The organism is Micromonospora sp. WMMD964 (assembly GCF_029581455.1).
In the GTDB taxonomy this organism is placed as follows: Bacteria; Actinomycetota; Actinomycetes; order Mycobacteriales; family Micromonosporaceae; genus Micromonospora.
Map to the genome: position 1 here is coordinate 4,476,510 of NZ_CP120860.1, position 21,503 is coordinate 4,498,012.

Here is a 21,503-nt window from a genome sequence, read left to right on the forward strand (position 1 = left end):
ATGGCAATCGAGATCACCCACCGACCGCCCCTGGAAACACCTACTGCCGACGCTGGGGTGCTATCGGTGCCGCCCGTGATCCGGGCGGAGCTGCGCTGACCGCTACCCGCCGAGTCGGCTCACCTGCTCCGTCACCGCCCTGAGGAGGGCGATGAGCGCGGGGGCGGCAGGCGTGTCCCGGGTGACGGCGACCAGCCGGCGGCCCACGGTGACCTCGGCGACGTCCCGGATGGCGAGCGCCGGGTCGTCACGGGGCAGGGTCAGGGCCGGCATGAGCGCGACGGCGGTCGCGGCGCGGACCAGTTCGAGTTGGACGTCGGCGTCGTTGGAGCGGTGCCGCAGGTCGGGTTCGTACCCGCCGAGGGCACGGCAGGTGCCGACCACCATGGCGTGGTGGCCGGTGCCTTCGGCCGAGGCGGCCCAGATGTCGGCACGCAGGTCGGCCACCGCGACGGGCCCACCGGACCGGGCGAGTGGATGCGCGGCGGGGAGCACGATCCGCAGGGGCTCCTCGAGCAGGAGCGTGAACCGCAGACCGGCCGGTCGGGGGCGGGGATGGCTGTCGTACTCGTCGCCGATGACCAGGTCGACGGTGCCGAGGCGAAGACCCGGCAGGGACTGCTCGAGTTCGAGTTCGAAGATCTCCACGCGGACCTGCGGGTGTTCGGTCCGCAGCCGCGCCACGGCGGGGATGAGCAGGCGGCGAGCCGCCGACTGCAGGCCCCCGGCACGGACCGTGCCGCGGACGTCGCCGCCGAGGGCGGCGAGGTCGGCCTGCGCCGCCTCGGCGGCGGACAGCAGCACCCGGGCGTGCTGGGCGAGGAGCTGCCCGGCATCGGTGAGCCGCACGCCGCGCCCGGCCTTGTCGAGCAGCCGGACGCCGACCTCCCTCTCCAGCCGGGCGAGTTGCTGGGAGACGGTGGACGGGCTGTAACCCAGAGCCGCCGCCACCGCCGCCAGGGTGCCGCGCTCCTCAAGCTCGCGCAGGAAGCGCAACCGCCGCAGGTCCAGCTCGATCATGCGGAAATCGTAATGATTGACCTGCGGGAATCATCGCTGGACCTGACGGGTCGGGTCTCCGATCCTGGCTGCATGGGTGCAGCACTGTGTCTCCTGTCCGCGGCGTGCTTCGGCGCCATGGCGATCTTCGGCAAGCTCGCCTACGACGCGGGTGTCCCAACCGGGGAGTTGCTGCTGGTGCGCTTCACCCTGGCCGCCGTCCTGCTCGGGGTCGCCCTGCTGGTGCGGCCGGGTCTCCGCCGCGCTTCGCCCACTCCCGGGCGGCCGGCGATGACGGGTCGCCAGGTGCTGGCCGTCGCCGTCGGGCTGGGTGCCGTCGGCTACGCCGCCCAGGCGGGTCTGTTCTTCTCCGCCCTGCAACTGATGGACGCCTCGCTGCTGGCCCTGATCCTCTACACGTACCCGGTCCTGGTGACAGTGGGGGCGGTGCTGCTCGGCCGCGACCGGCTCTCCCCGAGGCGCGGCGCCGCGCTGGTGGCGGCGTCGGCCGGAACGCTGCTGGTTTTGCTCGGCGCCGGTGGCGTGGGTTTTCATCCGCTCGGGGCGCTGCTGGCCTTCGGCGCCGCGATGACCTACACGATCTACATCCTGGTCGCCGACACCGTCGTGCACCGGATGGCACCCGTGGTGCTGTCCGCGCTGGTGTTGGCCGGCGCGGCCGGGACCCTCGCCGTCCGCGCCCTGCTCACCGGCGGCGTGCACGTGGACTTCGGGTGGCGAGGCTGGTTCTGGGTGGTCTGCATCGCCGTGGTGTCCACAGTCGCGGCGATGCTGACCTTCTTCGCGGGGCTGCGGCGCACCGGCCCGTCGACCGCCGCCATCCTGTCCACTGTCGAACCCGTGGTCACCGCCGTCCTCGCCACGGTGGTCCTCGGCGAGAACCTGACAGTGGTGCAGCTCGTCGGCGGCGCCCTGGTGCTGTCCGCCGTCGTCGTGCTCCAGCGCCGGTCGGTCCGGGCACAGCGCCCCCCACGGGATCCGGCAGCTGAACCAGCGACGGTAGCGCCGTAGACACCGCGCCCGCCGGGCGTCGTCAGCCTGCGGCGGCCGGGTGCGAGTCGAGGCGTCGGGTGGAGCCCGCCGCGAGGGCCTGCTCGACGTGCTGGACGCCGACCCGGACCAGGTCGCCGTACTGGTCGGTCGGCAGGTGCTCGGCGAGGCTACGAGCGGTGTGCAGGTGTGCCCGGGCCCGGGCGGTGTCGCGCAGTCGCCGGTGCACGTCGGCGAGGTTCAGGTGCAGCGACGGCAGGAAGTTCCGTACCTGAAGTGCGTGGTGGTGCTGTCGGGCGCGTTCGTCGGTGAGGTCGGAGACGGCGGCGAGGGCGCGTTCGTCCCACACCAACTCGTTCTCGGGGGTGTCCTGCAGGTCGGCGAGGTGATGGGCCAGGGTGCAGCGGTGCAGGGCATCGCCGGTGGCGCCGATCTCGTCCCACAACGCGGTGAGGCGGTGCCGGGCTCGGGTCGGGTCACCGGCCTGGCCGAGCTGCACCGCCTCGATGATGCGCGTCATGGTCGGGTCGGGTGTGGGCTGGTCGTCCATGCCGCCGATGCTCGGGCCTCGACCCGGTCGAGGGTCAAGTCACGCGTGCACCGGCTACCGCCGCGGGCGCTCCCCGAGGGTGGACACGACGGCCCGTTGCAGCACCGCCGTCGTTCCCAGCACCGTGCCGGCCGGTCCGTCGGGGGTGTCCGCCACGAGATAGCTACGCTCACCGAGGTACTCGTACGTCCGCTCGTCGAAGATCCACTCGTCGCGTCTGTCGAGTTCGGTGTGCCCGACGGCGATGCCCCGCCGACCATCCGCGTCGGTGACCCCACGGACCACCTCGACCCCGGGGATCTTCGCCGCCGCCCGGTAGAGCGCCGCGCTCGTCGCAGGCGGCATCAGCGACTCGCGCAGGACGTCACCGATCGCGGTGAACGCCGCGCCGTCGCGGCTGTTACCCCCACCCCGTTGCCCCCGCTCCCGGTAGAGCTTCGCCAGCAACGCGTCCGGGTCGGCGGGCAGATCGACGAGCACCGCGTTCGGCGTCACGTCGTCGAGTCGCGACCGCCGGGGGATCACCTCCGCGAGGGGTACGTCGAAACGCGGCTCCTGCAACAGGCCCTCGCCCGGCTCGTACCGCGGGATCCAGAGCTCCCGTTCGCGTACCGGTTGCAGGCGGGCCGGACCGTCGCCGAACTCAGCGAAGGCACCCCGGCTGCGGATGTAGACGTACTCGCCCTCGCCGGACGACGGCCCCGGCTTGTCGACGGCGGCGTCGGCCATCCGGTTCAGCAGCAGTGTCGCGCCGCCGGGTTCGCCCGGCGCGACCGCCACGACCACCGGCGCGCTGTCCGACGCCCACGGCTGGGCGACCACGCCGGCCGCGACCACGGCGGTCAGCACGCCCGCCGCCGGCGCGAGCACCAGCATCCGCCGCGGCCGCCGGACCGGCCGTCCGATCTCGCTCATCAGGTGGTGTCGCAGCGCCTGCCGGCGCGTCGCCGAGAGCGTCGGCACGTGGGGGGCGGTGGGCTCGCTCATCGGTACTCTCCCTGCTCGACGGGGATCTTTCGGGTACGTGCCATCTCCTGCTCGGCCAGCGCCCGTAACCGGGTCCGGGCCCGGGACAACCGGGACCGCACCGTCCCGACGGGTACGCCCAGCGCCTCGGCGGCCGCCGCGTAGTCCAGTTGCGACCACACGCACAGCAGGAACACCTCCCGGTCCGCCCGGCGCAGTGCCCGCAGCGCCGCCAACGCGGCGGCCACCTGGTCGGCGTCGTGCAGCCGACCGACCACCTCGTCGGCGAAGTCGGGGACCGTGTCGCGTGCCGGCAACCGCCGCAGCGCCTCCCGGTGCCGCCGCGCCGCCCGCCGCCGGTTGCGCAGCACGTTGGTGGCGATGCCGAGCAGCCACGGCCGGAGAGCGCCACCGTCCGGGCGCAGCGACTCACGGATCCGCCACGCCTCCAGGAAGGTCAGCGACACCACGTCGTCGGCGAGCGCCGGATCGCCCCCACTCCACACCGCGTGCCGACGAACCGCGTCGGCGTGCTCGTCGAAGAGTTCCCCGAACGCCTCGGTGTCTCCCGCGCGGATTCGGCTCCGCATCTCAGCTGTCACACCGGTACCTGTCCGCAGCCGCCCCTGAGTTCCCGTTTTCGTGAGCCGACTGACGACGTGTTCCGGCCCGGTCGCGTCCCGCCCTGCTGATGTTGGCAGACTGACCGGCATGACAGGTCTGACCGCCGACATGGTGGTCGACGGTCGAGAGCCGCGCGCCCCCGTCCTCGCCCGGAACGGGCGTCTGCTCGGCTACGTCCTCGCTCCCGTCAGCCGGGCCGGTGACAATCTCGACACCCAGGTCTGGCTTGCCGACGTCGACGACGTGGGCGTGGCGCGCCGGGTGACCACCGACACCGCGACGGAGTCTCGGCCACGCTGGTCGGCGGATTCGGGGGCGTTGTTCTTCCTGTCCGACCGCACCGACCGAGGCACTCCTCAGCTGCACAGGTTCGCCGTCGCCGAGGGCACGGTGACCGCGTTGACCACCTGGCGTGCCGGCATCATCGACCATCTGCCCCTCGCCGCCTCCGGCCATCTGCCCCTCGCCGCCTCCGGCCTCCTGCCCCTCGCCGCCTCCGGCCTCGTCGCTCTGCTCGCCGAGGACGAGCCCACCGAGGAGGACGAACGCCGCGCCCGGGACCGCGACGACGCCATCGTCGCCGGCGAGCGGGAGTCACGTGCCCGGTTGCGGCTGCTCGACCTCGACACGGGCACCATCACCACACCGGATGTGTTCGGCGACCGACACGTCGTGGAACTGCGACAACGGCCCGACGGCGGCCCGCTCGCCGTGCTGACCCAGGCCAGCGCCGACAACGACCACGGCCCCCGCAGCGGTCGGCTACACCTGTTCGACATCATCAGCGGCGCCGTGGAGGACCTTGGACCGGTCGCGGCCGACGCGCGCTCGCTGGCCTGGTGGTCGGCTGAGGACGGGTGGCACCTCGGTTACCTCGCCCTCACTCCACCGGCACTGCACGCCGGTACCGCCGTGTTCGACCTCGCCCTGGGCAGCCGGGTCCTGCGCAACCGCACCGCTGATCTCTCGATGTGCCCCACCGAGCTGTGCCAGACCGATGCCGCCGCACTGGTGGTGTTCGCCGACGGTCTGAACACGACGGTGGCCCGGCTCGGCCCCACCGACCTCACGATCCTGTCGACGCATCCGGGACGCCTGAGCGACCTCACCACCACCGGCACCGGCGGGATGATCGCCGCGTTGACCAGTGGGCGGTATCGACCCGTCGACGTCCATGTCGGGCCCCCGGCCGGGCCCCTACGAAAGATCACCGACAGCCGCCCAGAGCTGAGTGGGCTCACTCTCGGTACGCAGGAACCGCTGGCCTACCAAGCCACCGACGGCCTCGCCCTCGACGGCCTCCTCGTACTCCCGGTCGGACGAACCGCCTCGGAAGGCCCGTTCCCGCTGATCACGATCGTGCACGGCGGCCCCTACGACCGCCACGCCGACCGTTGCCAGTTGTTCTGGTTCCCCAGCGCGCAATGGTTGGCCGCCGCCGGCTACGCGGTGTTCCTGCCCAACCCGCGCGGCGGCCAGGGCCACGGCCACCGGTTCGCCGCCAGCGTCGCCGGCCGGGTCGGTCGGGAGGAGTGGACCGACATCCAGACCGGCATCGACCTCCTCATCTCCCGGGGCATCGCCGACCCCCTCCGGTTGGGAATCGCCGGGTGGAGCCACGGCGGCTTCATGTCCGCGTGGGCCGTCGGCCAGACCGACCGTTTTCGCGCCGCGCTGGTCGGCGCCGGTGTCGTCGACTGGGGCATGCTCGCCGCGACCGGGGAGAACGGCCAGTTCGAAGCGGCGCTCGGTGGAAGCACCGGCTGGTCCGGCGTCGGCCCACACCGACACGACGCGGTCAGCCCGGTCTCCTTCGCCAGCCACATCCGCACTCCGGTGCTCATCCTGCACGGCGCCGAGGACACCAACGTCCCCCTCGGGCAGGCCGTGTACCTACACCGGGCGCTGCGCCACTTCGACGTCGAACACGAGTTCGTGATCTACCCGCGAGAGGGCCACTCGATCCGGGAACGCAACCACCAACTCGACGTCCTGCGCCGGACCCGGGCCTGGTTCGACCGCTGGCTCCGGCCCTGACCCGCGCGTTACAGAACGGCCGCTACCTAAGCAGTGTCATGCGGTGGAGTACGGCATCAACCGCCGCAGGCGCACCGTGTGTTCTAGACCCGAGGGGCGTCGTTGACGGCGAACCGGTCGAGGGCATGCAGAACGTGCTCCCGCGTCTCGGTGCTGCCGAGGTGTCCTGCGCTCTCGATCACGGTCAGGGTGGAGTCGGGCCAGGCCCGGTGCAGGTCCCACGCTGTTTGCAGCGGTCCACCCAGGTCGAGTCGGCCATGGATGAGGGCGCCCGGAATGCCGGCCAACTGGTCGGCGTCGCGCAGTAGTGCGCCTTCCTCCAGCCACGCACCGTGGGAAAAGTAGTGCGCGCAGATTCGTACGAAGGCCAGCCGTGCCGCGGAGGGGCGGTCGCCGTACGGGTTGGATACGCCGCCGGTCTCTCCGGACAGGACTGCGTCTTCCCAGGCGCACCAATCGATCGTGGCCTGCTCCCGCACGGCGAGGTCAGGGTGTTCCATGAGGCGGGCGTAGGCGGCGACGACATCCCCGTCGCGGGTGGTGCCCGGGACGCCGTCGAGAAACCGTTCCCACTGTTCGGGGAAGAACCGGCCGACGCCCCGGTAGAGCCAGTCGATGTCGGCGCGCCGGGTCATGGTGACGGCGGAGATGACGATCTCGGACACCCGTCGGGGGTGTTGCTGCGCGTAGGCAAGGATGAGCGTGGAGCCCCAGGAACCGCCGTGCAGCAGCCAGCGGTCGATGTCGAGGCGTTCGCGGAGCCGCTCCATGTCGGCGATCACATGCCAGGTGGTGTTGTGCCGCATGTCGGTCGCCGGGTCGCTCGCGTGCGGTGTGCTGCGGCCGCAACCACGCTGGTCGAACAGGACGATCCGGTACCGGTCTGGATCGAAGTACCGGCGCCAGCCGGCCCCACATCCGGAACCGGGACCGCCGTGGACGACCAGCGCCGGCTTGCCGGCCGGGTTGCCGCACACCTCCCAGTAGACGCGGTTGCCGTCGCCGACGTCGAGCATGCCCGTGTCGTACGGCTCGATCGGCGGGTACAGCTCGGTCAAGGCCCGGACCTCCGATAATGAGAAGGGAAGCGATCGTATGGTGACGATCGCGCCGATCCTCGGCCGCAGGTGAACCCCTATCCGACGAGTGTCTGGATGCCGAGGGTGGTGATCAGCGCGAGACGCTCGGCGTCCTCGGTGCCGGGTTCGGCGGTGTAGACCATGATGCGCAGGTCGCTGCCGGCGACGGTCAGGATGTCGCAGTCGAGGGTGACAGCGCCGACGTGCGGATGGACGATCGTCTTGCGGGCGGCTTCGTGCTGACCGGCGATGCCGGTGTCCCACAGCTCGGCGAACAGGTCACTGTGCAGGCGCAGTTCGGCGACCAGCCGGTTGAGACGCTGGTCGGCCGGGTAGCGGGCGGTGGCGGTGCGCAGGTCGGCGATCAAGGCGCTCTGCAGGGCGTGCCGTGACTGCGGGGTGTGCCGTACCCGGTCGCTGGGGTCGAGGAAGTTGCGCCACACCGCGTTGCGCTGGCGGCCGCGCCGTCCGGACGGGTCACCCATGAGGGCGGCGTAGGGCGGGTTGGCCAGCAGGAGCGTCCAGGCGGCGTCGAAGACGGCGACAGGCGTGTGGGTCAGCCGATCCAGCACGCGCTGCACGCTGGGCGTGAGGTGGGCGGGCACGCTGTCCGGTCCCGGCGGTCGCAGCCCGCCCAGCTGGTAGAGGTGCACGCGCTCGGGGGCGGCCAGCCGTAGGGCTCTGGCGAGGGCTTCGACGACCTGTGGCGACGGGCTGGTGGCGCGACCCTGTTCGAGTCGGGTGAGGTAGTCGACGGAGATCCTGGCGAGCTGGGACAGCTCCTCGCGTCGAAGCCCGGGGGTACGCCGCTGACCGCCGACGGGAAGTCCGGCGCTCTCCGGCGGGACCCGCTCGCGCCAGCGGCGCACCGCCTGCCCGAATTCCGTCGTTGCCACGACTGCCAGTGTGCCCGCCCCGACTCCGGCCTGCCTGGTACCGGCGTTCCCAGGAAGACCAGACGTCTGGCTGCTCACCCGGCCGTTTCGCAGGCTTGGGGCATGAGAAAGCACGACAATCACCTCGTGCCGGCGCATCGAGCGCACGGGCGCCGAGCGATGACCGCGGCGGCCGACCACAGGAAGAAGGAAGAACAGTGAGCAAGCTCGCGCTCGTCACCGGCGCCACCTCCGGGATCGGCAGGGCCTTCGCCGAACGCCTGGCCGCCGACGGCTATGACCTGGTGATCGTGGGCCGACGCAAGGACCGCCTGGAGGAGTTGGCCGCCGCCCACCCCGAGGTCACGGTCACGACGGTCGCCGTCGACCTGTCCACCACGGCGGGGATCGAGGCGGTCGCCGAGGTCTGCGCCACCGAGCCGCTGACCATGCTCGTCAACAACGCGGGCGTCGCCCACTACATGCCGCTCGCCGACCTCCCCGCCGAGAAGGCCGCCGAGCTGGTCAACGTCAAGGTCCTCGCCCCCACCATGCTCACCCGCGCCGTGGTCGCGGGCATGCAGGAGCGGGGTGAAGGCACCATCGTCAACGTGGCCGGCATGATCGCCTTCAGCGGCCCCGCCCCGCACTCCCAGATGCCCCGCCGCGCCGTCTACGGCGGCAGCCTGGCCTACCTCGTCGCCATCTCGCAGACCCTGAGCGCGGAGCTGGAGGGCACCGGGGTCACCGTGCAGGTCGTGTGCCCGGGGGTGGTGGCCACCGAGTTCCACGAGCGTCAAGGGCTGGACATGAGCAGGGTGCCTCGCATGACGGCCGACGACGTCGTCACCGCCAGCCTGCGCGGCCTGGAACTGGGGGAGACCGTCTGCGCCCCGGGTGTCGAGGACGCCGGTCTCCTTGACGCGGTCTTCCGAGCCGATCTCGCCGCGTTCGCCGCGCAGAGCCCCGAGCTGGCCACGCGCTACCGGACAGCCTGACCGCCACTCGCAATCGCCGGCGCGGCGTCCTTCGAAACACCGCCGGGAGTCGCCGCGCCAGCATTGCTGGTTTACCGGTAACAACAATCCAATAATCCACCACTACAAAAGGGGCGCATCGGACGTACATCATAATGACAGTTATTGTGTAACGCGCCGCGCGACGTGACGCACACTCAAGATCCACACAACGTCGGGGATGTTGCTGCCTCCAGAGCGTCGGAGGCGGCAACATCCCCGAAACTGCCCGGATCTTGCGCAGCCGGCGCGGTCCGGGACGGCGGCAGGAGCCCGGAAATGCGGTGGACGCAGCGACGCCGACGCTTGTAGCCTGCTGCGGAACGTGACCCCGCCCGAGGAGGTGAGACCCATGAACGTTGCAGCGATGTGGGTGCTCCCCCTTTCCGTCACGGTCGGGCGATTGACGTAGGTGTCGCCGGGAGCGCCTCGCCACTCCCGAAAGGCAACACCCATGCACTCTCGACACCACACCACTGCGGCGTCGCCGCACCAGCCCCTCTTCGACGTGATCATCGCCGGCTGCGGACCGACCGGCGCGATGCTGGCCGCCGAGCTACGCCTGCACGATGTCCGGGTTCTCGTCCTGGAGAAGGACACCGAGCCCACGTCGTTCGCCCGCATCGTCGGACTGCACGTACGCACCCTTGAGGTGATGGCGATGCGCGGTCTCCTGGAGCGCGTCCGCGCGCGGGGCCGGCAGCGCCCGGCCGGCGGCTTCTTCGCCGCCATCGACAAACCGGCGCCCGAGGACCTGGACACCGCGCACGCCTACCTGCTGGGCATCCCGCAACCGGTCATCGTCCACCTGCTCGAAGAGCACGCGATCGCCCTGGGGGCACAGGTCTGGCGCGGTACCGCGGTGGCCGGTCTTACCCAGGACGAGGACGGCGTGACGGTCGAGCTGGCCGACGGGGAGCAGCTGAGAACGCGGTACCTCGTCGGCTGCGACGGTGGGCGCAGCACGGTGCGCAAGCTGCTCGGCGTCGGCTTCCCGGGCGAGCCCTCGCGGCACGAGACGCTGATGGGCGAGATCATGCTGACCGCGTCCCCAGAGGAGGTCGCGGCGCGGGTGGCCCAGGTCGGCGACACCCACCGCCCGTTCTGGCTGCGGCCCTTCGGCGGGCAGGTGTACAGCGTCGTGGTCCCCGCCGGAGATGTCAGCGATCGTGCGCAGCCGCCCACCCTGGAGGATTTCCGCACCCGGTTGCGGGCCGTCGCCGGGACGGACTTCGGCGTGCACTCCCCGCGCTGGTTGTCGCGGTTCGGCGATGCCACCCGCCTGGCCGAGCGGTACCGGGTGGGGCGGGTGCTGCTGGCCGGGGATGCGGCGCACATCCATCCACCCATCGGTGGGCAGGGCCTCAACCTGGGCGTTCAGGACGCGTTCAACCTCGGCTGGAAGGTGGCCGCGCAGGTCCGGGGCTGGGCGCCGGAGACCCTGCTCGACACCTACCAGGAGGAACGTCGGCCGGTCGCCGAGGAGGTGTTGGACAACACCCGCGCCCAGACGGAGTTGCTGTCGCCCGAACCCGGCCCGCGGGCGGTGCGCCGCCTGCTCACCGAGCTGATGGACCTCGACGTGGTGAACCGCCGCCTGATCGAGAAGATCACCGGCCTCGACATCCGGTACGACTTCGGCCCGGGCCCGGATCTGCTCGGTCGCCGCCTGCGCGACATCGCCGTGGCATCGGGAACCCTCTACGAGGTGACGCACCGCGGCCGTGGGCTGCTGCTGGACCGCACCGGACGGTTGACCGTCGGCGGTTGGTCGGACCGGGTCGATCACCTCGTCGACCCCAGCGCCGCCGTGGACGCTCCGGGTGTCCTGCTGCGTCCGGACGGTCACATCGCCTGGATCGGCGACGGGCAACGGGACCTGGACGAACACCTCGCCCGTTGGTTCGGCGGCCCCACCGGCTGATCGGCGGCGTCCGCTGGCCCGGGCACCTGCGGCTCGGGCCGGCGGACGGGTCCGGCTCGGGTCAGGCCGACCCGTGGGTGGGCAGGTCGAGGAGGTCACGGGCTCCTTGGCGCAGCAGGGCCGCGGCGACGGACGTCCCGAGGGTGATCGGGTCGGCTGCCCACTCGTGTACGTCGAGCACGGTCTTGCCGTCGAGACTGATGACCCTCGCGCGCAGGCCGAGACGATCGTCGGGTTCGGTGCGCGCGAGCGCGGCGATGGGCGAGTGACAGGTGCCCTGCAGGATGTGCAGCATGGTCCGCTCGGCCATGGTCTCCCGCCAGGTACGCGGGTCGTTGAGGCTATCGGCCAGGTCGCGGGTGCGGGTGTCGTCGGCGCGGCACTGCAGGACCAGGGTGCCGGAGCCGACCGCCGGGATCATCGAGTCGACGTCGATCGGGTGGGTGATCCGGTCGGCCTGGCCGATCCGTTGCAGACCGGAGACGGCGAGCAGGAGCGCGTCGTACGCCTCACCGGCGTCGAGTTTGGCCAGCCGGCTGTTCGCGTTGCCACGGATGGCCACCGGGACCAGGTCCGGCCAGTGCAGGGCCAGTTGCGCGACCCGCCGTACGGCGGAGGTGCCGACCCGGGTGCCGGCGGGTAGTTGCTCGATGCGCAGGCCGCCCGGGTGGACGAGGCAGTCCCGGACGTCGTCGCGGGCGAGGTAGGCGGCCAGCACAGTGCCCGCCGGTGCCGGTCGGTCCCCGGGTACGTCCTTGACGCAGTGCACGGCCAGGTCGACGTCCCCGTTGAGCAGGGCGGCGTCCACCTCCTTGGTGAACGCCCCCTTGCCGCCCAGCGCGGCCAGGTCGCCGAGCCACCGGTCCCCGCTGGTCGACATCGACCGCACCTCCCCGGTGACGTCGGGATGCCGGTCGGCGAGCATCGCGCGGACCCGTTCGGCCTGGGCCAGCGCCATCGGGGAGTTGCGGGTGCCGATGCGCAGCAGGCGGGAGTCGGACATACCGGCGAGAGTAGACCGTTGCACACATGGGTCGACGCCGAGCCCCACGTCGGACTCAGGCGGCCGTGAACCCTTCCGCCGCCTGCGGGTCTCCGAAGAGGGTGATCGCCGCGATCCCTCCCTCGGTGACCGTCAGCACCGCCACGCCGAAGAGGTCACCTCGGAACCATGCCACCACCGCGGGTTGGGCGTTCGCCTCGGTCGCCACCATTCTCCAGTCTCCTGCGGCTCCCATCGCCGGCGTCGCGAAGGCCAGGCACGCCTCGCGGCCGACGTAGGAGGTCGGCGAGCCGACCGGTTCGATGGCCGCGTCGGCGCGCAACACCTCGCGGAAGGCGGCGGCGTCGGATGCCTCCCAGGCAGCCATGTACCGGGCGAGCAGGTCCCGGGCCCGGGGAGAGGTCGCGTCCAGCACGTCGTCGCGGGTGGGCGCGGCCTCGGCGAGGCGTGTCCGTGCCCGCTGCAGTGCGCTCTTCACCGCCGGGACCGACATGTCGAGTGCCGCACCGGTTTCGGCGGCGGAGAAGGCCAGCACCTCCCGCAGCAGCAGGACCGCGCGTTGCCGGGGCGCGAGGTGCTGCAACCCGGCCACGAACGCGAGCCGTACACCCTCGCGCGCGGTGACCAGGTCCAGCGGATCCGTCGGGAACGGCTCCACCCACGGATGCCCGAGGTCGTCGGGGCTGACGTCGGAGGTGAGGGCGCGCCGCCCGCGGCCTTCGATCGCGGTCAGGCAGACGTTCGTCGCGATCCGGTAGAGCCAGGTGCGCACCGACGAACGCCGCTCGAACGTCTCCCAGCCGCGCAGCGCCCGCACGTAGGTGTCCTGCACGACGTCCTCGGCCTCGTGATAGCCGCCCAGCATCCGGTACGCGTGGGCGAACAAGCCCCGGCGCTCCGCCTCGAACGTCTCGGTCAGAACCCCAGCTTCGGGCGTACCCACGCGGCCAACCTCCTGATCGCCTCGTCGGCGACCGGTGCGCGCCCGGCGGCCATCTGGAACGTGTGCGGCTGCCCATCGAAGACGTCCAGCCGGGCGCCGGTGAGCTTCGCGAGTCGCTCACTGTCACCCCGACCACTCTCGTCGCCACCACACTGCACGTAGATGTCGGGCAGCGTGGACAGGTCGGCGTGGAACGCGTTGACGTCGGGGGCCAGGCCGTCCGCGCCCTCGGGCAGGTACTGCCGGATGAGACCCTGCACCATCGGTCGGGTGAAGAACACATCGGTGGCCGCATTCTCCTCGTAGGAGGTCGCGGTCTGCGCCGGGTCCATGTCGATCCACGGAGACAGCAACAGCAGCGCGGCCGCGCCGGGCACCCGAAGCGCGACCTGTACGGCGAGACCGCCGCCGCAGGAGTCACCGGCCAGCGCGACCGTCCGGCCGCCCGTCATCGCCCACCGATACGCGGTGACGGCGTCCTCGGTCTGTGCCGGATGCCGGAACTGCGGCGCCTGCCGGTAGGTGGCGAGCAGCACCCGTACGCCGGCCGCCTTCGCGAGGTGCCCGTACATCTTGCGATGGGTGTAGAGGGAACCGCTGACGAAGCCGCCGCCGTGCAGCGCGACGATCACCCGGTCCGGGCCGACGCCGTGCGGGACGAGCCACATCGCCGGCACCCCGTCCGCTGACACCTCCAGGTAGTCCAGGCCGCGTGGCTCGGCCGTCACGTCACCCCACTGGTCGTCCTCGCCCATGTCTCCGGCTGCCCAGCGGGCGTACATCTTCCGTATCGCGTCCATGCCGGTACCGACCGCGAGCGTGGTCGAAAGGAATCGGTCGACCCTAGGATCGGCTGGTGTCCGCCCCGACCTACCCGATCCGTACCGCGCGGCTCACGCTGCCCGGTGGCACACCCGCCGGATCCGGTGGGTCGTCAGGAGGTAGGTCACGTGGTCCCGCCAGGGCGCCGCTCGCCACCTACCGGCTTCAGCAGACTCCCCGAGATCGCACCGTGCGTACGCTCGCGGCCTGGTCGATCGGCAGCAGCGCCGCCATCGCCGTCCTCAGTGCGCTCGGCGGTCTGCTCGCCGCCGCTACCAGCCCTCGCACGGCCATCGCCGTCGCGGGAGTGCTGATCCTCGCCAGTCCGCTGCTGCTTCCCCGCCGCCCGGCCGTCGACCCGGTGCCCGATCGTGAACTGGCGGTGTCCTCCTGACCTGAGCGGCCGTACCGCACGTCGCCGTGGTGCTCGACGGCCACGGCGGCGTGCGTACCGGTCGGCGGGTCAGCCCTGGCGTCCCAGCCACTCCCGGTAGGCCGTGGGCGCGATGACCGCGCCGTCGGCGGCGATGAGGACGTCACCGGGGACGGCGGCGAACATGCCGGCGCTGTCGTCGGTGGTGACGGTGCGCTGGTCGCCACGGGCGGCGAGGGTGATCCGGCCCAGCTCGTCGAGGGCGAACACGTCCGGGCCGGCGACGTCACGGATGCCCTGCAACGGCGCACCCATGCTGACGTCGGCGACGGCCTGCGCCACGTCGGCGGCGGCCATCGGCTGCACCGGGGTGCGGGGCAGACGCACTGTGGTGTCGTCGGCGGTCCAGGAGAGGATCGCCTCGACGAACTCGAAGAACTGGGTGGCGCGGACGATCGAGTACGGCACGGGACCGGCCTTGAGGATGTCCTCCTGGAGGACCTTGGCCCGGTAGTAGGCCAGGTCGGGCACCCGGTCGACGCCGACGATGGAGAGCACCACCGCGTGCCCGACGCCCGCGCTGCCGGCGGCGGCCAGGAGGTTGTCCATGGTCGTCTGGAAGAAGGCGGGGGAGGCGTCGTCGAAGGTCGGCGAGTTGGTCAGGTTGACGACGACCTCGGCGCCGGTGAGCGCCTCGGTCAGGCCCTGCCCGGTGAGCAGGTCCACCCCGGTGGACAGCGAGTGCGGCACGGCCTCGTGGCCGGCGTCCTGCAGGATCTTGACGACCTGCGACCCGATGAGGCCGGTCCCACCCAATACGGCGATCTTCACGGTATGCACCTTCCTGCGAGTGTGTGGTCCGCTGTCCGGCGCACCAAGCCCGCCAAACTCGGACCTCTTCTGTCCGAGAACTATACTCGGACACAATGAGTCCGAGTAGCGGGGTGACTAGGGTGACGCCATGAAGATGTCCGGCGGGGTCGAGTGGGCGCTGCACTGCTGCGTGGTCCTCACGGCCAGCGACACGCCCGTTCCGGCGGCCAAGCTGGCGGAGCTGCACGACGTGTCCAGCAGCTACCTCGCCAAGCAGCTCCAGTCCCTCGCCCGCGCCGGTCTGATCCACTCCGTGCAGGGCAAGTCCGGCGGTTACGTCCTCACCCGCGCCCCGGAGAGCATCACCCTGCTCGACGTGGTGCGGGCCGTCGACGGGCCGGGGCCCACCTTCGTCTGCACCGAGATCCGCCAGCGCGGCCCGTTCGCGACCCCGGCCGACGCCTGCACCACACCGTGCCCGGTCGCCCGCGCCATGTGGGCAGCCGAGGACGCTTGGCGGCAGGCGCTCGCCGCCGTCACGATCGCCGACCTCGCCCGCGACGTCGACACCGACTCCGGCCCCGAGGCACTGGCCGGCATCCAGACCTGGCTCACCAGCGGAACCGGCTGACCGCTGTCACCCGGTGTGGCGTACCTCGGTGTCCCAGATCTGTGCCCACGGACGCCGCAGCCCCCGGCACACGTGGATCGGGCCGCCGTTCTCGTCGTTCTCCACCTCGACCCGCTGGTCCACCCGCCCGGCCTGCGTGCACGACTCGAACCAGGAGTTCAACCGACCGGGACCGTCAAAGCCGACGGCGATCACCACGTCCGCGTCGGCGGGTGGCCGACCGAAGTCGACCATGCTGTTGTGCCCGGAGTAGGCGCGGGGCAGGTCACGGGCCGGACCGAAACGGGCCAACGCGCCCGCCTCACCGTAGTTGGCCGTCAGGACGACCGCACGGGACCGCTCCTCGGGTGACAGACCACCGTGGACGGCGGCGACCGAGTCGGCGAACGCCGGCCAACCGATCGTCTCACCCGCGTCGTAGTTGACGTCGACCACGAAACCGGGCAACCGGTCGGCCGGCAGCACCGGCAGCAACAGCACGATGTTGGGCAACAGGAACGGCACCACACCCAGCACGAGCAGCCCTCGCCGCAGCCGGGCCGACCCCCGCGACGCCCACCCGGCCGTGACCACCGCGCCGCACGCGGTGAGGACCAGCAGCAGCGGCGCGTCGTAGTAACCCTTGCCGCCGGCGATCAGCACGATGCCGACCACGACCAACCAGGCCCAGCCCACCGCCCGGTACGCCCGCCACGCCGGTCGCCGCAGCAGGGCCACGAGCCCGGCGATCCAGATCGGCACGGCGTACGGGCTGATGATGACGAACTGGAGGGTGAACGCGTCGAGGCGACCGCTGTAGGAGCTGTCCCCGTCGGCGATGGACGCGGCCACCCCGAGCTGCGGAAAGCCGTGCGCCGCCTGCCAGATCAGGTTCGGTGCGGCCAGCACGACGGCGACCCCGCCGGCGGCGAACACCCACCGGTCCCGCAGCAGCCGACGCGGCCCGGCGATGAGGACCCCGGCGACCAGACCCACGGCCAGCAGCGCGGGCAGCACCTTGCTGAGCATGCCGACACCGAGCGCCAACCCGATGCCGAGCGCCCACCGGCTGTCACCGGTGCGCAGCAACCGCACCGCACACCACGCCGCCACCAGCCACACCAGCAGGTCGACGGTGGTGGTGCTGAGCAGGTGCCCGCTGGCCAGCACGATGCCGGACAACGCGGCGAGCACCGCGGCGAAGACCTGCGCGCCCCGACCGCCGCCCACCTCGCGGGCGATCGCGGCGACCAGCAGCACCGCGGCACCGGCCAACACCGCCGACGGGGTACGCAGCACGACCAGGTTGCCCGGCGCGATCGTGTCGAGCAGCCGGGCCAACGCCGGGACCAGCGGGCCCTGGTCGACGTACCCCCAGTCGAGGTGTCGACCGGCGACCAGGAAGTACAGCTCGTCGCGGTGGTAGCCGTACCGGTCGGCGAGCAGCAGCAGCGTCATGGTGGTGGCGGCGGCCACCAGCCACGGACCGCGAGTGGGCGCGCCGGGCTCGGGTGGCGTCGCCGACGGCGGCGGCTGGGTGGGGCGGTGCGGTCGGTCGATGTCGATCGCGGGCTCGCTCACCCGCTCATGATGACCGGCGGCGTCGATGCCTGGGTGCCCGTGCCGGGGTTCGGCACTGTGCCGTGTGCGGGTGGCCGGGACGAGTGCGAAGATCAGCTTTGTCACTCGGACCGAAAGGACGATATGCGCTATCGCAATCTGGGCGCCACCGGCACTGTGGTGTCCACCCTGTGTCTGGGCACGATGACCTTCGGCGCGGAGACCGACGAGGCGGGCAGCTTCGCCCAACTGGACCGGTTCGTCGAAGCCGGCGGCACCTTCCTCGACACCGCCGACGTCTACTCCCGCGGTGTCTCCGAGGAGATCGTCGGACGTTGGCTGCGGGCGCGGCCCGACGTGCGGGACCGCCTCGTCATCGCCACCAAGGGGCGGTTCCCGATGGGACCGGGCGCCAACGACGCGGGCCTGTCCCGCGTGCACCTGACCCGGGCCCTGGACGCCAGCCTGCGCCGACTCGGTGTCGAGGCCGTCGACCTCTACCAGGCGCACGCCTGGGACCCGCTCACCCCACTGCCGGAGACGCTGCGGTTCTTCGACGACGCGGTCAGCGCCGGCAAGATCCGCTACGCGGGCGTCAGCAACTTCACCGGTTGGCAGTTGCAGAAGGCGGCCCTGCTCACCCAGCACCTCAACCTGACCCCGATCGTGACGGTGCAACCGCAGTACAACCTGCTGGCCCGGGAGATCGAGTTCGAGGTGGTGCCGGTCTGCGAGAACGAGGGCATCGGCATCCTGCCGTGGTCACCGCTGGGCGGCGGCTGGCTGACCGGCAAGTACCAACGCGACAACGCCCCCACCGGCGCGACCCGGCTCGGCGAGAACCCGGAGCGGGGCGTCGAGGCGTACGCGGGACGCAACGCCGACGAGCGCACCTGGCGGGTGCTCGACGCGGTCCGCGAGATCGCCGGGCAACGCGGCGTGTCCATGTCGGCGGTGGCACTGGCCTGGCTGGCGGCCCGCCCTGCGGTCACCTCGGTGATCCTCGGCGCGCGTACCACCGAGCAGCTCGACGACAACCTGACCGCCGCCGACCTGGACCTCGACGCGGAGCAGATGCGGCGGCTGGACGAGGCGAGCGCGCCGCCGGTGGGCGACTACCCGTACGGCAGCGCGGGTGTGCGGCAGCGCGGCCGTGAGCTGCCGGGCGCGTCATGACGTCGTTCCCCGAGCCCACCGCTCCGGCGGACAGCCGCACCGAGGTCTTCCTGCGCTACCTGGACTACTTCCGGGAGTCCATGGTGGCCAAGGTATCGGCGTTGGACGAGTCGGAGCTGCGCAGCAGTCGGCTGCCGTCGGGGTGGACCCCGCTGGAGTTGCTCACCCACCTGCGGCACGTCGAGTTGCGCTGGATCGAGTGGGGTTTCCAGGGCCGCGACGTCGCCGAGCCGTGGGGTGACCGCCGCGACGACCGCTGGTACGTCGCCCCGGACGTGACCCGGGACGACCTGGTGGCGGAGCTGCGGGCGCAGGGCGCGCACACCAGCGCGGTCGTGACCGCGCACGACCTGGCGGAGATCGGCGCGCCGGGCCCGCGCTGGGACGGCGCGGACCCGGCGTCGCTGGAGCGGGTGCTGTTCCACCTGGTCCAGGAGTACGCCCGGCACCTCGGTCACCTCGACGTGGTCGCCGAACTCGCGGGCGGCCCGACCGGCGAGTGAGGCCGCCGGTTCGATAATGGGCGGATGCCGATGCTCGTCGCACCCGCCCTGCCCACCGGGAGCCTGGCCGCCGAGGAGCAACCCCGTCTTCGGGTACGCCCCGGGCTGGCGCTGCGGCCGTGGCGCGTCGAGGACGCCACGGCCGTACAGGCCGCCTTCGACTGTCCGAACATCCAGCGGTGGCACGTCCTGCGTCTCGACGATGACGACGAGGCGCGGGCGTGGACGTCGCAGTGGGCCGACCGCTGGCGCGCCGAGACGGCCGCGAGCTGGGCGATCGTCGGCGACGACGACGAGCCCGTCGGTCAGGTGGGGTTGCGGGGCGTGCTGCTGACCGAGGCGTCGGCGCACGTGTCGTACTGGTTGGTGCCGGCGGCGCGCGGCCGGGGGATCGCCACCGACGCGCTGCACACGATGACCCGGTGGAGCTTCACCCGGGCCGGGTTGCACCGGCTGGTCCTGGAGCACTCCACTGCCAACGCGGCGTCGTGCCGGGTGGCCACTCGGGCCGGTTTCGCCGAAGAGGGCGTGGCCCGAGGGTCGGTGCGTCACGCTGACGGCTGGCACGACATGCACGTGCACGCGCGACTGCGCACGGACGGGCCGATCTGATCTCCCGGGATGAGTCCGCCGCGGTCATCAACGGCTTGCCGGCGGAGTGACCGGGGACCACACGCCCAGCCACTGTTCGGCGCCCCACGCCTCGTACCGTTGCACCTCGGTGAACCCCAACTTCTCGGCGAGGCGCATCGAGCGCTTGTTGGCCGTCTGGGTGCGGAGCACCACCGGCTGGCCGGGAAGCGCGCCGGCGAACCAGCGAAGCACCGCCGCGCAGGCCTCGGCCGCGTACCCGCGTCCCCACGCCTCGGGTAGGAGCAGGTAGCCGAGCTCGGGCTCCCCGGCAGCCGGACGAGCGTGACTCCGATGCTGCGCGTCGCGCCGGTCGAGTTCGACGGTGCCGATCATCGTTCCGTCGAGTTCGATCACGAAGAGGCCGACGCGCCTCTCGGGCGTCTCCGGCATGGCGCGCTCGCACTCATCGCGCGGTCGCGGGCCGCCGAGGTATGTGCCCACCTCCGGTGAGCTGAGCAGTTCGATCATCGCCGCACGGTCGCGGGCTTCGGGTTCCCGGAGGACGAGCCGTTCGGTCCTGATCGGGGCGGGCGGCCAAGCGACGGACCCTGGTTCGGACATGGCGGGAACGTACCGCCTGCGCCGTCGCCGTCGTGCCGCTGGACGCCCGCGCGCATCACGAACAGTTCACGCCGTGCCACCGCTTCGCCCTTCGCGTTCAGCTGATACCCGTCGAGCCAGAGCCAACCGTCGTACGTGTACCGGTCGGGTATCTCGCGGATGACCCGCACGACGATCGGTTTCCGGAACTGCACGCTCGCGGCGTCGGTCAGGAGGACCACGTCCCCGGCCTGGAACCGGCCGGACTCTTCGTTGCTCTCCGGCACCGGTCTTCCCTCTGCTCGGCGTCTGGAAGGGGCCGCTTCCGGGAGTGCTCGCCCACCGGAAGCGGCCCCGCTACGAACGCGCCCGCCGGGTCTAATCCCTGCCGGGCGCGCCGTCTAAACCGCACTTTGCCCGTAGTCACTGGACAAGCACACAGCGTTGCGTTATGTCTTCATCGCAGCCGCTTTGCACCAGGAGAGGACGGCATGAACCACGCCTTTGTCGCAGCGCTCGCCGCAGCGGGTCACACCGCCGAGAGCCTCGCCGACCGGATCGGTGTGCACCCGAAGACAGTCGCCCGGTGGGCGAACCCGGGGCACATTCCACAGAGTCGGCACCGGGCGACCGTCGCCGACCTCCTCGCCAAGGACGTCGACACGCTGTGGCCGGACGCGGGCCACCGCCGGGAGCCGGTGTGGTTCCGGCCGTGGGTCGACCTGGAACGCGAGGCGGTGACACTGCGGTCGTTCGAGTTGGCGTGGGTGCCCGGGCTGTTGCAGACCGAGGCGTACGCGCGGGCGACCCTGGCCGGCGGGATGCTGGCGGCGGAGGCGGTCGACGAGTTCACCGAGGCGCGCATCGACCGGCAGGCGATCCTCACCCGGGCAGATGGCCAGCCCCTGCTGGTGGCAGTGCTGGACGAGGGGGTGCTGCGACGGCGCGTCGGCGACGACCGCGCCCTGATGGCCACGCAACTCGCGCGCCTGGTCGGGCACGCCGAGGCGGGCACCGTCCAGCTGCACATCGTCCCGGCGGACTCGCCCAGCTACCCGGGGCTCGACGGGCCGTTCACCATCGCGGACATGCCGGACGGCTCCCGGGTCGCGCACGTCGACAGCGCGGCCCAGGCGCAGATCCTGGACCAGCCATCGGACCTTGTTAATCTGGAGCGACGGTGGGAGCGGATTCGCGGAGAGGCACTGCCCCGAGGGCGCTCCCTGGCACTCCTCAGAGAAGCGGCAGCAGCATGGACATGACCGGCGCGCGGTGGCGGAAGAGCACGAGGAGCGGCGGCAACGGCGGCAACTGTGTCGAGGTCGCCGACAACCTGCCCGGTGTGGTCCTGGTGCGGGACACGAAGGATCGCGACGGCGCGACGCTGGCCTTCAGCCCCGACTCGTGGCGGCACTTCGTCGCGCTGGCCCGCCACGCCGCCTGACC

Annotated in this window: 24 protein-coding genes; 11 read left to right on the plus strand and 13 right to left on the minus strand. The window is 71.8% G+C overall.

Annotation, left to right across the window (positions count from 1 at the left end):
- Positions 1 to 102: 102 nt before the first annotated feature.
- Complete coding sequence (locus tag O7616_RS20595) at positions 103 to 1,020, minus strand: LysR family transcriptional regulator (RefSeq protein ID WP_282303489.1); 918 nt, start codon at positions 1,018 to 1,020, stop codon at positions 103 to 105.
- A 72-nt stretch (positions 1,021 to 1,092) separates the two neighbouring features.
- On the opposite strand from O7616_RS20595, the gene O7616_RS20600 reads away from it, so the two are divergent.
- On the plus strand, positions 1,093 to 2,031 hold the full coding sequence (locus O7616_RS20600; protein WP_282303490.1) for a DMT family transporter: 939 nt from the start codon (positions 1,093 to 1,095) through the stop codon (positions 2,029 to 2,031).
- A 22-nt stretch (positions 2,032 to 2,053) separates the two neighbouring features.
- On the opposite strand, the gene O7616_RS20605 is transcribed toward O7616_RS20600, so the two are convergent.
- Genes O7616_RS20605 through O7616_RS20615 form a run of 3 tightly spaced genes read right to left on the minus strand, consistent with a single transcriptional unit; the run spans position 2,054 to position 4,128 of the window.
- Positions 2,054 to 2,560 (minus strand): hypothetical protein, encoded by a 507-nt coding sequence (locus tag O7616_RS20605; protein ID WP_282303491.1) that lies wholly within the window; start codon positions 2,558 to 2,560, stop codon positions 2,054 to 2,056.
- A 54-nt stretch (positions 2,561 to 2,614) separates the two neighbouring features.
- Positions 2,615 to 3,547: a CU044_5270 family protein gene (locus O7616_RS20610; RefSeq protein ID WP_282303492.1), complete on the minus strand. Its 933-nt coding sequence runs from the start codon at positions 3,545 to 3,547 to the stop codon at positions 2,615 to 2,617.
- The gene (locus O7616_RS20615; RefSeq protein WP_282303493.1) at positions 3,544 to 4,128 is read right to left on the minus strand and encodes an RNA polymerase sigma factor; all 585 of its coding nucleotides are present in this window, start codon (positions 4,126 to 4,128) and stop codon (positions 3,544 to 3,546) included. The genes O7616_RS20610 and O7616_RS20615 overlap by 4 nt, the downstream gene beginning before the upstream one ends.
- 109 nt (positions 4,129 to 4,237) lie before the next feature.
- On the opposite strand from O7616_RS20615, the gene O7616_RS20620 reads away from it, so the two are divergent.
- Entirely contained in the window at positions 4,238 to 6,187 is a 1,950-nt protein-coding gene (locus tag O7616_RS20620) for a prolyl oligopeptidase family serine peptidase (protein WP_282303495.1), read from the plus strand.
- A gap of 83 nt (positions 6,188 to 6,270) precedes the next feature.
- On the opposite strand, the gene pip is transcribed toward O7616_RS20620, so the two are convergent.
- Positions 6,271 to 7,245, minus strand: a complete 975-nt coding sequence (pip, locus tag O7616_RS20625; protein ID WP_282303496.1) for a prolyl aminopeptidase — start codon at positions 7,243 to 7,245, stop codon at positions 6,271 to 6,273.
- Between the two features lie 77 nt (positions 7,246 to 7,322).
- Positions 7,323 to 8,162: a helix-turn-helix transcriptional regulator gene (locus O7616_RS20630; protein WP_282303497.1), complete on the minus strand. Its 840-nt coding sequence runs from the start codon at positions 8,160 to 8,162 to the stop codon at positions 7,323 to 7,325.
- Positions 8,163 to 8,359: 197 nt separating this feature from the next.
- Here O7616_RS20630 and O7616_RS20635 point away from each other — a divergent pair, with 197 nt between their 5' ends.
- Together O7616_RS20635 and rox are read left to right on the plus strand one after the other, a co-directional pair.
- Positions 8,360 to 9,139 (plus strand): SDR family NAD(P)-dependent oxidoreductase, encoded by a 780-nt coding sequence (locus O7616_RS20635; protein WP_282303498.1) that lies wholly within the window; start codon positions 8,360 to 8,362, stop codon positions 9,137 to 9,139.
- 472 nt (positions 9,140 to 9,611) lie between these two features.
- A complete protein-coding gene (gene rox / locus O7616_RS20640; RefSeq protein ID WP_282303499.1) occupies positions 9,612 to 11,081 on the plus strand; it encodes a rifampin monooxygenase in 1,470 nt (489 codons plus the stop codon).
- Positions 11,082 to 11,142: 61 nt separating this feature from the next.
- On the opposite strand, the gene hemC is transcribed toward rox, so the two are convergent.
- The 3 genes from hemC to O7616_RS20655 are packed head-to-tail and all read right to left on the minus strand — an operon-like array spanning position 11,143 to position 13,827.
- Positions 11,143 to 12,084 (minus strand): hydroxymethylbilane synthase, encoded by a 942-nt coding sequence (gene hemC, locus O7616_RS20645; protein ID WP_282303500.1) that lies wholly within the window; start codon positions 12,082 to 12,084, stop codon positions 11,143 to 11,145.
- Positions 12,085 to 12,139: 55 nt separating this feature from the next.
- Complete coding sequence (locus tag O7616_RS20650; protein WP_282303501.1) at positions 12,140 to 13,027, minus strand: RNA polymerase subunit sigma-70; 888 nt, start codon at positions 13,025 to 13,027, stop codon at positions 12,140 to 12,142.
- Positions 13,000 to 13,827: an alpha/beta hydrolase gene (locus O7616_RS20655; RefSeq protein ID WP_282303502.1), complete on the minus strand. Its 828-nt coding sequence runs from the start codon at positions 13,825 to 13,827 to the stop codon at positions 13,000 to 13,002. The genes O7616_RS20650 and O7616_RS20655 overlap by 28 nt, the downstream gene beginning before the upstream one ends.
- 56 nt (positions 13,828 to 13,883) lie before the next feature.
- Here O7616_RS20655 and O7616_RS20660 point away from each other — a divergent pair, with 56 nt between their 5' ends.
- Positions 13,884 to 14,243, plus strand: coding sequence for a hypothetical protein (locus O7616_RS20660; protein ID WP_282303503.1), 360 nt, complete (start codon positions 13,884 to 13,886; stop codon positions 14,241 to 14,243).
- A 69-nt stretch (positions 14,244 to 14,312) separates the two neighbouring features.
- Here O7616_RS20660 and O7616_RS20665 read toward each other — a convergent pair whose 3' ends face one another.
- Positions 14,313 to 15,053, minus strand: a complete 741-nt coding sequence (locus O7616_RS20665) for an NAD(P)H-binding protein (protein WP_282303504.1) — start codon at positions 15,051 to 15,053, stop codon at positions 14,313 to 14,315.
- Between the two features lie 130 nt (positions 15,054 to 15,183).
- On the opposite strand from O7616_RS20665, the gene O7616_RS20670 reads away from it, so the two are divergent.
- Positions 15,184 to 15,666, plus strand: coding sequence for an Rrf2 family transcriptional regulator (locus O7616_RS20670; RefSeq protein WP_282259504.1), 483 nt, complete (start codon positions 15,184 to 15,186; stop codon positions 15,664 to 15,666).
- A gap of 6 nt (positions 15,667 to 15,672) precedes the next feature.
- Here the strand turns inward: O7616_RS20670 and O7616_RS20675 are convergent, their stop codons facing one another.
- On the minus strand, positions 15,673 to 17,226 hold the full coding sequence (locus tag O7616_RS20675) for a glycosyltransferase family 39 protein (RefSeq protein WP_282303505.1): 1,554 nt from the start codon (positions 17,224 to 17,226) through the stop codon (positions 15,673 to 15,675).
- A 123-nt stretch (positions 17,227 to 17,349) separates the two neighbouring features.
- On the opposite strand from O7616_RS20675, the gene O7616_RS20680 reads away from it, so the two are divergent.
- The 3 genes from O7616_RS20680 to O7616_RS20690 are packed head-to-tail and all read left to right on the plus strand — an operon-like array spanning position 17,350 to position 19,496.
- Positions 17,350 to 18,381 (plus strand): aldo/keto reductase, encoded by a 1,032-nt coding sequence (locus O7616_RS20680; RefSeq protein WP_282303506.1) that lies wholly within the window; start codon positions 17,350 to 17,352, stop codon positions 18,379 to 18,381.
- The gene (locus tag O7616_RS20685; protein ID WP_282303507.1) at positions 18,378 to 18,884 is read left to right on the plus strand and encodes a DUF664 domain-containing protein; all 507 of its coding nucleotides are present in this window, start codon (positions 18,378 to 18,380) and stop codon (positions 18,882 to 18,884) included. The genes O7616_RS20680 and O7616_RS20685 overlap by 4 nt, the downstream gene beginning before the upstream one ends.
- A gap of 24 nt (positions 18,885 to 18,908) precedes the next feature.
- Positions 18,909 to 19,496 (plus strand): GNAT family N-acetyltransferase, encoded by a 588-nt coding sequence (locus O7616_RS20690; protein ID WP_282303508.1) that lies wholly within the window; start codon positions 18,909 to 18,911, stop codon positions 19,494 to 19,496.
- A gap of 27 nt (positions 19,497 to 19,523) precedes the next feature.
- On the opposite strand, the gene O7616_RS20695 is transcribed toward O7616_RS20690, so the two are convergent.
- Both O7616_RS20695 and O7616_RS20700 read right to left on the minus strand, forming a co-directional pair.
- On the minus strand, positions 19,524 to 19,985 hold the full coding sequence (locus O7616_RS20695) for a GNAT family N-acetyltransferase (RefSeq protein ID WP_282303509.1): 462 nt from the start codon (positions 19,983 to 19,985) through the stop codon (positions 19,524 to 19,526).
- The gene (locus O7616_RS20700) at positions 19,982 to 20,344 is read right to left on the minus strand and encodes a hypothetical protein (protein WP_282303510.1); all 363 of its coding nucleotides are present in this window, start codon (positions 20,342 to 20,344) and stop codon (positions 19,982 to 19,984) included. Before O7616_RS20700 ends, O7616_RS20695 begins: the two co-directional genes overlap by 4 nt.
- Positions 20,345 to 20,548: 204 nt before the next feature.
- Here O7616_RS20700 and O7616_RS20705 point away from each other — a divergent pair, with 204 nt between their 5' ends.
- Both O7616_RS20705 and O7616_RS20710 read left to right on the plus strand, forming a co-directional pair.
- Positions 20,549 to 21,319: a DUF5753 domain-containing protein gene (locus tag O7616_RS20705; RefSeq protein WP_282303511.1), complete on the plus strand. Its 771-nt coding sequence runs from the start codon at positions 20,549 to 20,551 to the stop codon at positions 21,317 to 21,319.
- Positions 21,310 to 21,501 carry a DUF397 domain-containing protein gene (locus tag O7616_RS20710; RefSeq protein ID WP_282303512.1) on the plus strand — a complete coding sequence of 64 codons (192 nt, stop codon included), beginning with the start codon at positions 21,310 to 21,312 and terminating at the stop codon, positions 21,499 to 21,501. The genes O7616_RS20705 and O7616_RS20710 overlap by 10 nt, the downstream gene beginning before the upstream one ends.
- Positions 21,502 to 21,503 lie beyond the last annotated feature (2 nt).

Bases quoted from the DNA above. Each gene is read 5' to 3' on its own strand.
- O7616_RS20595 (WP_282303489.1), bottom strand. From the start codon at position 1,020: ATGATCGAGCTGGACCTGCGGCGGTTGCGCTTCCTGCGCGAGCTTGAG.
- O7616_RS20655 (WP_282303502.1), bottom strand. From the start codon at position 13,827: ATGGACGCGATACGGAAGATGTACGCCCGCTGGGCAGCCGGAGACATG.
- O7616_RS20610 (WP_282303492.1), bottom strand. From the start codon at position 3,547: ATGAGCGAGCCCACCGCCCCCCACGTGCCGACGCTCTCGGCGACGCGC.
- O7616_RS20685 (WP_282303507.1), top strand. From the start codon at position 18,378: ATGACGTCGTTCCCCGAGCCCACCGCTCCGGCGGACAGCCGCACCGAG.
- rox (WP_282303499.1), top strand. From the start codon at position 9,612: ATGCACTCTCGACACCACACCACTGCGGCGTCGCCGCACCAGCCCCTC.
- O7616_RS20600 (WP_282303490.1), top strand. From the start codon at position 1,093: ATGGGTGCAGCACTGTGTCTCCTGTCCGCGGCGTGCTTCGGCGCCATG.
- O7616_RS20705 (WP_282303511.1), top strand. From the start codon at position 20,549: ATGAACCACGCCTTTGTCGCAGCGCTCGCCGCAGCGGGTCACACCGCC.
- O7616_RS20695 (WP_282303509.1), bottom strand. From the start codon at position 19,985: ATGATCGAACTGCTCAGCTCACCGGAGGTGGGCACATACCTCGGCGGC.
- O7616_RS20710 (WP_282303512.1), top strand. From the start codon at position 21,310: ATGGACATGACCGGCGCGCGGTGGCGGAAGAGCACGAGGAGCGGCGGC.
- O7616_RS20680 (WP_282303506.1), top strand. From the start codon at position 17,350: ATGCGCTATCGCAATCTGGGCGCCACCGGCACTGTGGTGTCCACCCTG.
- O7616_RS20620 (WP_282303495.1), top strand. From the start codon at position 4,238: ATGACAGGTCTGACCGCCGACATGGTGGTCGACGGTCGAGAGCCGCGC.
- O7616_RS20670 (WP_282259504.1), top strand. From the start codon at position 15,184: ATGAAGATGTCCGGCGGGGTCGAGTGGGCGCTGCACTGCTGCGTGGTC.
- O7616_RS20605 (WP_282303491.1), bottom strand. From the start codon at position 2,560: ATGGACGACCAGCCCACACCCGACCCGACCATGACGCGCATCATCGAG.
- O7616_RS20690 (WP_282303508.1), top strand. From the start codon at position 18,909: ATGCCGATGCTCGTCGCACCCGCCCTGCCCACCGGGAGCCTGGCCGCC.
- hemC (WP_282303500.1), bottom strand. From the start codon at position 12,084: ATGTCCGACTCCCGCCTGCTGCGCATCGGCACCCGCAACTCCCCGATG.